This is a genomic window from Pseudoflavonifractor phocaeensis (assembly GCF_021531375.1).
In the GTDB taxonomy this organism is placed as follows: domain Bacteria; phylum Bacillota; class Clostridia; order Oscillospirales; family Oscillospiraceae; genus Lawsonibacter; species Lawsonibacter phocaeensis_B.
This window is the reverse complement of the sequence record NZ_JADYTU010000005.1, coordinates 52,921-64,663: the sequence shown is the minus strand read 5'-3', so window position 1 is coordinate 64,663 and position 11,743 is coordinate 52,921. Positions and strand designations below refer to the sequence as shown.

At 47.8% G+C, this 11,743-nt stretch carries 13 protein-coding genes; 11 read left to right on the top strand and 2 right to left on the bottom strand.

Annotated features, from left to right (window positions below; genetic code table 11):
* Positions 1-121: 121 nt before the first annotated feature.
* Complete coding sequence (locus I6E39_RS03545; RefSeq protein WP_235380078.1) at positions 122-673, bottom strand: molecular chaperone GrpE; 552 nt, start codon at positions 671-673, stop codon at positions 122-124.
* Positions 674-853: 180 nt separating this feature from the next.
* The gene (locus I6E39_RS03540) at positions 854-1,909 is read right to left on the bottom strand and encodes an AAA family ATPase (RefSeq protein ID WP_235380076.1); all 1,056 of its coding nucleotides are present in this window, start codon (positions 1,907-1,909) and stop codon (positions 854-856) included.
* 803 nt (positions 1,910-2,712) lie between these two features.
* Here I6E39_RS03540 and I6E39_RS03535 point away from each other — a divergent pair.
* The 11 genes from I6E39_RS03535 (at position 2,713) to I6E39_RS03485 (ending at position 11,737) form a co-directional block, all read left to right on the top strand.
* On the top strand, positions 2,713-3,417 hold the full coding sequence (locus I6E39_RS03535; protein WP_235380074.1) for a CPBP family intramembrane glutamic endopeptidase: 705 nt from the start codon (positions 2,713-2,715) through the stop codon (positions 3,415-3,417).
* A 92-nt stretch (positions 3,418-3,509) separates the two neighbouring features.
* The gene (locus tag I6E39_RS03530) at positions 3,510-4,337 is read left to right on the top strand and encodes a 4Fe-4S binding protein (protein ID WP_235380072.1); all 828 of its coding nucleotides are present in this window, start codon (positions 3,510-3,512) and stop codon (positions 4,335-4,337) included.
* Between the two features lie 167 nt (positions 4,338-4,504).
* Positions 4,505-4,780 (top strand): hypothetical protein, encoded by a 276-nt coding sequence (locus I6E39_RS03525; protein ID WP_235380069.1) that lies wholly within the window; start codon positions 4,505-4,507, stop codon positions 4,778-4,780.
* On the top strand, positions 4,773-4,997 hold the full coding sequence (locus tag I6E39_RS03520) for a hypothetical protein (protein ID WP_235380068.1): 225 nt from the start codon (positions 4,773-4,775) through the stop codon (positions 4,995-4,997). The genes I6E39_RS03525 and I6E39_RS03520 overlap by 8 nt, the downstream gene beginning before the upstream one ends.
* Positions 4,990-5,865 carry a DUF6017 domain-containing protein gene (locus I6E39_RS03515; RefSeq protein ID WP_235380067.1) on the top strand — a complete coding sequence of 292 codons (876 nt, stop codon included), beginning with the start codon at positions 4,990-4,992 and terminating at the stop codon, positions 5,863-5,865. Before I6E39_RS03520 ends, I6E39_RS03515 begins: the two co-directional genes overlap by 8 nt.
* 18 nt (positions 5,866-5,883) lie before the next feature.
* Positions 5,884-6,705, top strand: a complete 822-nt coding sequence (locus I6E39_RS03510) for a ParA family protein (RefSeq protein ID WP_235380066.1) — start codon at positions 5,884-5,886, stop codon at positions 6,703-6,705.
* The gene (locus tag I6E39_RS03505) at positions 6,662-7,591 is read left to right on the top strand and encodes a ParB/RepB/Spo0J family partition protein (RefSeq protein WP_235380065.1); all 930 of its coding nucleotides are present in this window, start codon (positions 6,662-6,664) and stop codon (positions 7,589-7,591) included. The genes I6E39_RS03510 and I6E39_RS03505 overlap by 44 nt, the downstream gene beginning before the upstream one ends.
* 70 nt (positions 7,592-7,661) lie before the next feature.
* Positions 7,662-8,006 carry a hypothetical protein gene (locus tag I6E39_RS03500; RefSeq protein WP_235380064.1) on the top strand — a complete coding sequence of 115 codons (345 nt, stop codon included), beginning with the start codon at positions 7,662-7,664 and terminating at the stop codon, positions 8,004-8,006.
* An 11-nt stretch (positions 8,007-8,017) separates the two neighbouring features.
* On the top strand, positions 8,018-9,469 hold the full coding sequence (locus tag I6E39_RS03495) for a DUF5688 family protein (RefSeq protein WP_235380063.1): 1,452 nt from the start codon (positions 8,018-8,020) through the stop codon (positions 9,467-9,469).
* A gap of 31 nt (positions 9,470-9,500) precedes the next feature.
* On the top strand, positions 9,501-9,986 hold the full coding sequence (locus I6E39_RS03490) for a PcfB family protein (protein WP_235380061.1): 486 nt from the start codon (positions 9,501-9,503) through the stop codon (positions 9,984-9,986).
* Positions 9,983-11,737 carry a VirD4-like conjugal transfer protein, CD1115 family gene (locus I6E39_RS03485; protein WP_235380059.1) on the top strand — a complete coding sequence of 585 codons (1,755 nt, stop codon included), beginning with the start codon at positions 9,983-9,985 and terminating at the stop codon, positions 11,735-11,737. The genes I6E39_RS03490 and I6E39_RS03485 overlap by 4 nt, the downstream gene beginning before the upstream one ends.
* Positions 11,738-11,743 lie beyond the last annotated feature (6 nt).

The following is an 11,743-nucleotide window of genomic DNA, read 5'->3' as shown; positions in this document are numbered from 1 at the left end:
GCTTGCTATTGCAAGTATAGGGAGAATAATGGACAGCGAGTGGGTACAATTTCCCCATGCTTGCTATATGCAAGTATGAGGGAATGGGTACATTTTCCCCCTGCTTGCTAATAATGTTTTGCTATGGATTTTTAGGGTCGAGTATTGTGTCAAGCTGCGATTTCCATACCATAATATTTTCGATTTCTTTTTCAAAAATATAGGATTCCTTTTGGCGGTTTCGCTCCAAAAATTTGCCCCAATAATAATCAATTTCTTTCTGCAACTCATTGATATACTCTTGCAGTTCGTCCCGTTCCTCAGCGGAATATTCTTCGGTGTCAGCGGTCATTTCCGCCATTTCTTTTTTATTGCTTTCAAGTTCATCCATCAAATCAATATAATCGTCCAAATCCCCCCACAGCAGCAAAAATTTCAGAAATGTATCATCTGAAAACATGGCGAACCAACAACGCTGATACCACTGTTCCGCATACATCCGTTCATCACTTCCGTTGGAATATGTTCCGTCTATTAAATCCCCGATGAAGTTCTCTAACAGTTCTGAAATCGTCAGCCCACCCTCGCCGGATTTTTCAGCAAGGCGTTTCACATCTGCATCGGAAAGATTCACTGTTATGGTTCTTGGTTTTATGGTTTCAATCTCATTTTTTTGTGAACTGTAATCTCTCATTTCGTCTCCTTTGCTTGTAAAATTGATTGATTTAAACCGAGGGCAACGGCAGCAACGGGTACACCGTTGTTTTCGTTAGGATAAGCGGCAGAATTTTGCCGTTGTCCTCGGAAACCCGACTACGGGTAAATTTTCTTCATCATCCTATGAAAAACAACGGTGTTGGCGTAGTACCCGTAGTTATTTGACTTCGATATAGTCAAGAGTTATCCATTTTTTCTTGTTATGGAATGCGCTCACATAAGAAACCCCATAGATCTCTCTCAGCGAATCTTGCGCTGCTTTCAAGCTCTTTGAGAACACAGCCGCACTGTAACTAACAAGAATCGGCTCTCGTGCCTGCAAGATTATCAGCAGCTCTGTTGCTGTCCCCTCCCAATGGTGCGCTTCTTCTGCCTTGATGAAATTAACGATAGCGTGTAAAAACCGTTCTTTTTCATTGACAATCGATTCGTCACGGGTGAGCTTGTTCCAACGGCAGGATTCTTTGTCAAATTCAAGGGCAAATTCAAAAGCTTCGGTGTCACGGTTGGAAATGGTGAGGTTGGCTCTGGTGTCGGTGCGCTTGCTCTTTGTCAGCACCCAGTTCCCGTCCGTTCCTCCTGCCATGCCCTCGCTGCCGGAAATCTTGCTGATATCATCATCGTGCTTGCCTTTGTTGGTGTGCGTGAGCGCAAGGATGGTAAGGTCAAACTCCATGCTTATCTGGCGCAGGATGTTGGTAAACTCCACATCTCCGGCGTAGATGTTCTTTACAAACTCATTCCCTCTGATGTGTTGGAGCGTATCAATGACCACCAGTTTGATGTTGGGATGCTGCGTTAAGTAATCACGGATATCTTCCTCAACGCCGGAAGTGATGCTGTTTGCCTTTAAGACAAAGTGGATGTTCTCCATCCCCTCATAGGCTTCAAGCATCTCAAAACGGCTCTGTAAGCGTGTTACGGTATCTTCCAGACCGAGATACAAGACCTCGGACTGTATGGCTTGATAGCCCCAGATTTGCCCACCACTGGCAACAGCGTAGGATATCTGCTCAGCAAGCCACGATTTACCCACTTTGGCACCTCCGGCGAGGATAAAGAAACCGTGCGGTAAAATGGTGCTGATGGTGTAATGAAGCGGTGGCAAGTCCATTTCCATCAAATCTTTTCCGTTGATGGATTCAAAGCGGCTCTCCTTTATTTTTTCTTTTATCGCTTCTTCGGTTTTCATGTTTGCAGTCAATTCGTTCATTGCGAATACTCCTTTGCGTACTATTGTATTTTGAGATTCGCCATGCTATAATGTAATATATCTTAGTTCATAGCATGGTCTGAGCTTCTGTGTATTTGCCCATACAGAAGCTTTTTTCATGTAAAAAGAAAACCACAACTTCGATAAACGAAATTGTGGTTTAGTGAGTGATATTTTGTAGAGACATCAAGCTATTTGTACAGTTGCGTTTTTAAGTATAAGCCGTGGTAACCAGTTTTAATCGGCTTGATGTCTCTATAATCGTCACGGAGAAAATACAGAAACCGGGTACTAACGTCACGAATCCGTTACAAAACGGATAACCCGGAAGCCTTGATTTGCCTCCTAAGCGAAAGGCCGTGGGTTCGAATCCCGCCAGGGACGCCAGTCAACAGCCGCGGAAGATACGAAAAATGTCTTCCGCGTTACTTTTTTCAGAGATTTTGAGGCCGTTTTCCGCTAATATAAAAAGGGGGCCTCTTGCAGATATCCAATATTCGAGCCGAAATGCTAATCGGCCGAAAATGCCGTTTCTGAGGCTTCTGCTAAATTCGGCGGCCTGTCAACTGTTCTCCGTTGTTTCTCTATGTATTTCTGTGCAGAAAAGCCTGTTTTCGGGCTGAAATTTCCGAGGATTCCATATCGTGAGAAATTTTTCTGCAAAGAAATTTGAGAGGCCTTTAGCGGAGAGATTTTCAAATCTTTGAAAAGCCAAAATCGCCCGCCTGGGTTAGCCGGTGGGAAGAGAAATTATAATTTGTTATGCTTAATTCTGATTTTGATGATATAGGAGCAATACGGATATGAAGAAATTTTATGAAAAAAGTGAGATATGGTTTGCTGTAATGTGGATAATCATATATGTCGTTGTGATGGGAAATTTAAGAAACAATTTTGGCGATGACAGTGTTTTATCATTTGTTGGGCTCTTGGCTATTGCGACCGTTATTACATGCTTTATTTTTAAGAATAAGCTTGGAGAAAAATATGGATTTGTCAAGGTGAAAGATCATAAACGATGTTTATTCTTCATACCATTTATCATACTGATGTCTGTAAACTTTTGGCCTGGTTTTTCAGTGCACTATGCTCTCCCTGGTCAGATATATGCAGTACTTACTATGGCGTTGGTCGGTTATGTTGAAGAAGTAATATTTCGTGGCTTATTATTCAAAGCGATAGAGAAAGATAGTGTGAAACAGGCGATTATAATTTCTGCAATCACTTTTGGAGCTGGTCATATCATAAACTTACTTACAGGTCATGCTTCATTCGACACCCTATTGCAGATAGCATATGCAATAGCAATTGGCTTTGCTTTTGTAATGGTATTTTATAAGAGCAAGAGTATATGGCCTTGTATTATTACGCATAGTTTTATTGATGTAGCATCAAAGTTTTCAGGGGAAAGTTCGAAAACACTCGATATTGTAATATCAATTGTGATTATCGTTGTAGCCGGTGGTTATGCTTTATATTTAGGTGGAAAGGCTACAAAAGAACTATAGATGTTCGAAATTCCGATTTAGCGAATGATAATAAATTGTAATTAATCGCTCTGTGATGGATAATAAACCCATGTTTGTAGAGGAAGTGACATATGAATAATAAGCGAAGTTGGTTGATCCCTCTTGGAATGTGGACCGTTTTTGAAATCGTTGCTGTCACTTTGTGGCTTGCGAAGGATAACCTGTTCTATCTTTTGAATTTCAGCTATATTGGCACATCGATTGCGCTCGGCCTTTTTCTGTTTCAGCGCAATTACAAGCATGCCCGCAGAATCGTTCAACTGCTAGTTGGATCATATATGTTGCTCTATCTCGGACTCATCTGTCGGGAAAATATGCAGATAGAGGGCTTTTGGTACTATCTGTTTACGGGTGTGTTTGAAGCTGCCACGATTCATTATGCAGTGGCGAAGATCTTCGGACCGCTTCTATTTGGCAGAGGCTGGTGCGGATATGCCTGCTGGACGGCAATGGTGTTGGATTTTCTGCCGTATAAAGTACCGCAGTCTCCAAGAAAAAAGATCGGCTTTATCCGCTACATTTCTTTTGCGGCAGCGCTTGTTTTCATGGCATCTCTGTTTTTGAGTCATGTCGGCAATATTGAACAAATCATGTTCTGGGCATTCATTATCGGCAACGTTTTGTATTATGCTGTCGGAATTATTCTTGCATTTGCCTTCAAGGATAACAGAGCGTTTTGCAAATATATCTGCCCTATCACGGTGTTTCTGAAGCCGATGAGTTATTTCGCTCTGCTCAGAGTAAAATGTGACAAAGAGAAATGTGTTTCTTGCGGAAAATGCAAACGAGTCTGCCCGATGGATGTCGACGTTACCGATAATTCCAGGAAACGGGAAAACGGAACAGAATGCATTCTCTGTATGGAATGTGTAAAAGCTTGTCCCAAGAAAGCTTTATGAATTGCAATTCGATGAGCCTATCTGATTGGGAGTTAAATATTAGTTCGCGCTCTCTCACAATTAAATAATCGATATCTTACATAGCCCCGTAGTGACGACAAATCACTGCGGGGCTTTTGTCGTCTCAGGGCTTCCCTGAGATGTAACACTTCAAGGAGGATATCGCTATGAGTAAGACAAAAGTGATCGATGGTATCAGATACCATGCAGACCGTCCGGACAGCTGCCGCGCCTGTTACTTCTATAAAAACAGGAAGATCGGCTGCATTCTGGGCAAGGAAAACTGCTACTACCTGGCAGAGGTCGTAAAGACCGAACAGGAAAAGAAATGTGAAGGCTGCTGTTATGCCAAAGGCCAGCCCTGTGTCAGCGCCTGCTGTTACAAGGACCTGGACAAATGGCTTCAGGAAAGACGTAAGAAAGCAGGTGGTTCCCATGAGTAAAGCCGAGGAACGCTTCCGTCATTACGAGAAGCTGATGAAAAAGGCCGGAGATCAGGCACCTGCAAGCTGCAGAAAATGCCCTTACTTCCAGCCGGAATTCAAGTACCGCAGCTGTCTGTATGCCAGATGCCCTTTCGAGAAGCACTGCTCCACTCTTCGCGATAAGCCTCTGAAGAAGGACAAGTTCGTGAAGGAGGTGGTGAAGTTGGGTGTTTGATTATTTTTACGGGGCGCAGTCAGATCAGTTTTCCTTCTATCGTGTCCCTAAGGTGATGTTTACGGATCCTGCCTTTCAGGATGTGTCCGCAGAAGCCAAGATTCTGTACGGATTGTTCCTGGACCGCATGGGCTTATCTGCCAGAAACAACTGGGTGGATGAACAGGGCCGTGTGTATATCATCTACACCATCGACCAGATCATGAAGGCCATCGGCTGCAGTGATAAAAAGGTCAACCGGATGCTTCGTGAGCTGGAGGTGGTTGCCGGACTGATCGAGAGAAAACGGCAGGGGCTTGGGAAGCCAAATCTCATCTATGTGAAGAACTTTTTGTCCGTCGGACAGAATGGTCGGTTCTTGAATCGTAAAATGGACGATTCTGGAGTCGTAGAAACGCAGATTCTGGAATCTGCCGAAGTACGAGGTAGTAATACTGAGATTAATAATACTGAGGATAGTGATACTGATCCTTTCTTATCGGCAGATAGGAATGAAGGGATGCGTGAGCATGCTCAGTATGAAAGCTATTTCAGAGAAAGTCTTTACTTCGACATTCTGCTTCAGGAGCATCGCTTCGACGAGGAAACTCTGGAAGGTATTCTGGATCTGCTGGTGGATACCTGCTGTTCCAAACGAAAGACTATCCGCATTGCCGGAGATGATAAGCCGATCGAAGTGGTCAAAAGCCGGTTCATGAAGCTGACAAAGGACCATATTGACTATGTGCTGATCTGTCTCCAGAAGAACAGTACCGAGGTCCGCAACATGAAGCAGTATCTGCTGGCCACTCTCTTCAATGCCCCGACGACCATCAGCCCATACTATCAGGCATGGGTAAACAACGACATGGCTTCCGGCAAGTTTTAAGGAGGTGGTTCAAAAGAAATGCAGAACAAAGCAACGGTTATCGCCTGTGTAAACCAGAAAGGCGGCACCGGTAAGACCTGCACAGCTGAGAATCTTGGTATCGGCATGGTGCAGGAAGGTAAGAAAGTCCTTCTGGTGGATATGGATCCGCAGGCCAGCCTCACGATTTCCTTAGGGTATCCGAGGCCCGATGACCTGCCGGTGACGGTATCCGATCAGATGGCAAAGGTCATGCAGGATATGCCTGTCCCCTTAAAGGAAGGTATCCTGACTCACGAAGAAGGCGTGGACCTGATGCCTGCGAGCATTGCTCTGTCAGGATTAGAGGTTTCATTGGTAAATGCCATGAGCAGAGAATCTATTCTCAAGCAGTACCTGGAGCCTCTGGAATACGACTTCATTATCCTGGACTGTATGCCTTCCCTTGGAATGCTTACGGTCAATGCACTGGCTGCGGCGGACCAGCTGGTGGTGCCGGTTCAGGCACAGTATCTGTCTGCAAAGGGTCTGGAGCAGCTGCTTCAGACGGTTAACAAGGTGAAACGGCAGATCAATCCGAAGCTTCGGGTGGAAGGAATTCTCCTCACAATGGTAGATTCTCGAACCAACAACGCCAAGGAGATCGCATCTCTTATCCGAGAAGCCTACGGCAGCAAGCTGAAGGTATTCGATGTGGAGATACCGAGATCTGTCCGTGCAGCCGAGATCAGCGCCGAGGGCAAGAGCATCTTTGCTCATGATCCCGGCGGAAAGGTAGCTGATGCCTACAGGAAGCTTTCAAAGGAGGTGATCCACGATGCCGAAAAAAGGCGCAAACATCAGCTTGAGCAGTTACGATGATATCTTCGAAACAGATGCGAGCCGCGCTGAGGCAAAACAGGAACGCATTCAGAGTATTTCGATACTTGATCTGGTTCCTTTCGAGAATCATCCGTTTAAGGTAGTCGATGATGAGGCGATGCTCAGGACGACCGAAAGCATTGCCCAGTACGGAGTGCTGACTCCAATCATCGCAAGGCCTTTGGAGGAGGGCGGCTACGAGATCATCTCCGGGCACCGGCGAGTTCACGCAGCTGAAGCCGCAGGGCTGGATGAGGTTCCGGTCATTGTCCGTGATATGACGGATGATGAGGCAACGGTCCTCATGGTAGACAGCAACCTGCAGCGAGAAAGCATTCTGCCCAGTGAGAGAGCTTTTGCTTATAAGATGAAGCTGGAGGCGATGAAACATCAAGGTGAAAGGGCTGATTTAACTTCTCGCCAAGTTGGCGAGAAGTCTCAAACCTCTGTAAAAACAATGTCCTCTGAAATTGGAGAAAGCGAAAGACAGATCCAACGCTTTATCCGCCTCACCAACCTGATTCCCGACCTTCTTGAAATGGTGGATCAGAAGCAGATATCCTTCAACCCAGCTGTTGAACTGTCCTACCTGAAACCCGAAGAACAGGAAATCTTTATGGAGGCCATGGACCTGGCGCAAACAGCTCCCTCCCTCTCCCAGGCACAGCGCATGAAAAAGCTGAGTCAGGAGGGCGGTTTTACCCTGGATGCCGTCAGAGAGATTATGACCGAAGTGAAGAAGGGTGATCTGGAGCGTGTCACCTTTCGAAATGAAACGCTCCGCAAATACTTCCCCAAGTCATACTCCACCCAGCAGATGCAGGATACCATCATCAAGCTGCTGGAACAGTGGCAAAAGCGAAAGCAGCGTGACCAGGGGCGATAACCATACGAGCACTGTCAAAACACTACCTTTTGACGGTGCTTTTTCTATTTCAAGTAAAGGAGAACTTACGATGAACAAGTTTGATATGAATCAGATGAGAAAGCAGGTCGAAGCCATGCACAGATTGAAGGCTGAGGCCGCCGCAGTGGAACACATCGGTGAGAGCTTCGATGCTCTTGAGGCTGAGATCGGTGAAGTTGCCGAGCTTCTGGAGGAGCTGGGAGATGCCTTGATCACTGTCTCTGAGATGCTCACCGGCATTCTCTCCGCCAATGATGAGAACGATGAGGAGAATGACGAGATTGACGAGGATGATGACTACGACTGCGGCGATTGCGACGAATGCTGTCAGTGTCCCTTCCGTGCCATCATGGATGCATCCGATGGTGATATCCACTTCTTTGAGATGCGATAAGGAGGTGCGCTATGGATTTTGAACAGTTTCAGGAACAGGCCATGGAGGCTGTGAAGGAGCATTTCCCGGAGCTGTCTGTGGAAATGCAGGAAGTAAACAAGCTGCAGGGCCAGTCCTACACCGGTATGGCGGTAAAGCCCGAGGGCAGCAACATTGCAGCAACCATCAACCTGCAGCCGGTGTTTGACCATGTGGAAGCCGGAGATATGTCCGTCGATGCGGCCATCCGCAGTGTGCTCGATACGGTCTCTCAGGTATCTGCCAACATGCCTCAGCTTGATGTCCGCACTCTCATGGATTATGAGCAGATGAAGGATACGCTGACCATGCAGATGATTCCCGTTGCCGGTAATGAAGATCGTCTGAATGACATTCCTCACCAGATCGTGGAAGACATGGCGGTCGTGTACCGTTTTGAAATGGAAAGCAACGAGCAGGGCTCCTCCAGCATTCTGGTAACCAACAACATGGTCCAGAACTACGGCATTGAGCCGGATCAGCTCCATGCGGATGCTTTGGAGGCGGCCCAGCAGAATCATCCGGCGACTCTCCGCAACATGAACGATGTCATGCGGGAACTGATGGGGGACTTTGGTGCTTCCATGATCCCTGATGAGCCTTCTCCTCTGTGGGTAGCTTCCATTGAAGGCGGCCAGAATGGTGCCTGCGCTATTCAGTATCCCGGCTTTATGGACCAGGCGGCAGAGACTCTGGGCGGAGACTTCTTCGTCCTTCCTTCTTCTGTCCATGAGGTGCTGTTTATCCCGGATGACGGCAGTATGGAGCTTGCCAATCTGGAAGAAATGGTCCAGTCCATCAACCAGACCGAGGTGGCTCCGGCAGACAGGCTTTCTGACAGCGTGTTCCACTATGACAGTGAAGCCCGCATTTTCGAGAATGCCAGAACCTTTGAGGCCCGTGAGGCAATGCAGGAACAGATGCTGGCAGATGCGCCTGCACCCGGCATGAGCTTTGGGGAAGCCGAACAGGCAGAAACCATTACCGTTCTCATGGTCAATCCCGGCGAAAGACCTTATGAGATGCAGGTTGGTACTGAACTGGAGGATCTGCAGGCCGTGGTCGGCGGCAGTATTGAAGTGGCATATCCCTTCGAGGATAATGTTGGACTGATCATGAATGGGGAGGGCAAGCTTGAAGGACTTCCTCTGAACCGAGCACTCCGTGATGACCAGGGCGAGGTTTATGACATCGTCGCCGGTCCCTTCATGGTAGTCGGCCTCACCGAAGACAGCTTTGGTTCCCTTACCAAGGAACAGCTCAGCAAGTTTTCGGACATGTTCCAGCAGCCCGAGGGCTTCATCAAGATGGGCAAGAGCATCATGGCATTCCCTGTTCCCGAGGAAACTGCGGAGAAAAAGCCCAAGGAAGCAGCACATGCAGCCGAGAAGGCGGAAAAGGCTGCAAAACCCAAGCACAAGAAGCCTGAGCATGACGGTCACTGATCCTCTGCTCCGGCAAAGGAGGTGATCATTTTTGCAGGAAGAAATCGAAAACAGGACGGTGAACCTGGCCATCAGTACGACCAGGCTTACGGCCAATACCCTGATTGCAGGCTTCAAAAAGTATATGCAGCACAGGGCAAATGTTAAGGCACAGAATGCCAACGAAAAGCCTGTCGGTAAGCAGTCAATCAAGGAACTGATCGGTCAGAACCAGGGCGTTTCCAGTATCGATATCGCCAAAACCGATATCCGGGGCTTTGAGAAATATGCCAGGAGCTATGGTGTTGACTATGCCATCGTGAAGGATAAGACCGGTGAGATTCCGAAGTATGTCTGCTTCTTCAAGGCAAGAGATGCGGATGCTTTGATGTCTGCTTTCAATGCGTATACGGCAGATGTTCTGAAGAGTAAGGAAAAGCCGAGCGTTCTGAAGCAGCTGAGCAAGCTGAAGGAGATCGTGGCTGCACTGCCTGCAAAGGTAATGCAGAGACAGAAAGAGAGGGTTCAGGACCGATGAATACAAAGAAACTGAAAAAGATCCTGATCCTCTCCCTACCTTATGTACTGCTTGGCTTGATCTGCACGAATATCGGTGAAGCCTGGAGACTGGCAGAAGGAGCTGACTACTCCAAAAAGCTGGTCTCCTTTTTCAGTATGGTAGGTGTGGCCTTCAGTAACCCGATGCCGAGCTTCCATCCATTGGATCTCTTCATCGGTACGATCTGCGGCGGTGGTTTACGACTTGCCGTGTATCTTCGCGGTAAGAATGCCAAGCACTATAAGCACAATGAGGAATATGGTTCTGCCCGCTGGGGTGGACCAAAGGACATCGAGCCCTTTATGGACCCGGTATTCGAGAACAATGTGATCCTCACCAGGACGGAACGCCTTATGATGGGCAACCGTCCAAAGAACCCGGCACATGCCAGGAATAAGAATGTACTGATCATCGGTGGTTCCGGTTCCGGTAAGACCCGCTTCTGGATCAAACCGAACCTGCTTCAGCTGCACAGCTCCTATGTTTTAACTGACCCGAAAGGCACCACCTTGTTAGAGGTCGGCAACGCCTTTGTCCATGCGAATTACCGGATCAAGATCTTCAACACCATCAACTTCAAGAAGTCGATGCACTACAACCCATTTGCCTATATCCATTCGGAGAAGGACATCTTGAAGCTGACCACGACACTCATGGCCAACACCAAAGGCGATGGTAAGGGCGGCGATCCGTTCTGGGACAAGGCGGAAACACTGCTCTACTGTGCACTGATCGGCTATATCCACTATGAAGCGCCGAAGGAGGAACAGAACTTCGCCACTCTGATCGAGTTCATCAATGCCATGGAGGTCCGTGAGGATGACGAAGAGTTCCAGAATCCGGTGGATCTGATGTTTGAAGCACTGAAGAAACAGAAGCCCGACCACTTCGCAGTCCGCCAATATGCCAAGTTCAAGCTTGCGGCGGGCAAGACCCTGAAGTCGATACTTGTGTCGGCCGGTGCCAGGCTTGCCCCCTTCGATATTCAGGAGATCCGTGACATCACCATGTACGACGAACTGGAGCTGGATACCCTGGGAGATGAAAAAACTGCCCTGTTCCTGATGATGTCAGATACAGACGGCAGCTTTAATTTCCTGATCAGTATGATATACACACAGCTGTTCAACCTGCTGTGTGAGAAGGCAGACGATGTTTACGGAGGCAGACTTCCGGTGCATGTGCGCTGCCTGATCGATGAGATGGCGAACATCGGTCAGATCCCGAACCTGGAAAAGCTGATCGCCACCATCCGAAGCCGTGAGATCTCGGCCTGTCTGGTGCTGCAGGCCAAGTCACAGCTGAAAGCGATCTACAAGGACAACGCCGATACCATCATCGGTAACTGCGATACGCAGATATTCTTAGGCGGCAGCGAGCCATCCACTCTGAAAGACCTGGCCGAAGCCCTGGGCAAGGAAACGATCGATACCTTCAATACCTCGGATACGCGAGGCAATAGTCCCAGCTACGGAACCAACTATCAGAAGCTTGGCAAGGAGCTGATGAGCCGGGATGAACTGGCGGTGCTGGAAGGCAGCAAATGCATCCTGCAGCTGCGCGGCGTTCGTCCTTTCCTGTCAGATAAGTATGATCTGACACAGCACCCGAACTTCAAATATACGGCAGACAGTGACAAGAAGCTGACCTTCGACATTGAGAAATTCCTGGATACCAGGGCAAAGCTCAAGGCGGGCGATGAATTCCTGGTCATTGATGCTGAAGGTTAAGGAGGA

Coding starts and splice junctions, on each gene's coding strand:
- I6E39_RS03545 (WP_235380078.1), bottom strand. CDS start 673: ATGAGAGATTACAGTTCACAAAAAAATGAGATTGAAACCATAAAACCA.
- I6E39_RS03540 (WP_235380076.1), bottom strand. CDS start 1,909: ATGAACGAATTGACTGCAAACATGAAAACCGAAGAAGCGATAAAAGAA.
- I6E39_RS03535 (WP_235380074.1), top strand. CDS start 2,713: ATGAAGAAATTTTATGAAAAAAGTGAGATATGGTTTGCTGTAATGTGG.
- I6E39_RS03530 (WP_235380072.1), top strand. CDS start 3,510: ATGAATAATAAGCGAAGTTGGTTGATCCCTCTTGGAATGTGGACCGTT.
- I6E39_RS03525 (WP_235380069.1), top strand. CDS start 4,505: ATGAGTAAGACAAAAGTGATCGATGGTATCAGATACCATGCAGACCGT.
- I6E39_RS03520 (WP_235380068.1), top strand. CDS start 4,773: ATGAGTAAAGCCGAGGAACGCTTCCGTCATTACGAGAAGCTGATGAAA.
- I6E39_RS03510 (WP_235380066.1), top strand. CDS start 5,884: ATGCAGAACAAAGCAACGGTTATCGCCTGTGTAAACCAGAAAGGCGGC.
- I6E39_RS03505 (WP_235380065.1), top strand. CDS start 6,662: ATGCCGAAAAAAGGCGCAAACATCAGCTTGAGCAGTTACGATGATATC.
- I6E39_RS03500 (WP_235380064.1), top strand. CDS start 7,662: ATGAACAAGTTTGATATGAATCAGATGAGAAAGCAGGTCGAAGCCATG.
- I6E39_RS03495 (WP_235380063.1), top strand. CDS start 8,018: ATGGATTTTGAACAGTTTCAGGAACAGGCCATGGAGGCTGTGAAGGAG.
- I6E39_RS03485 (WP_235380059.1), top strand. CDS start 9,983: ATGAATACAAAGAAACTGAAAAAGATCCTGATCCTCTCCCTACCTTAT.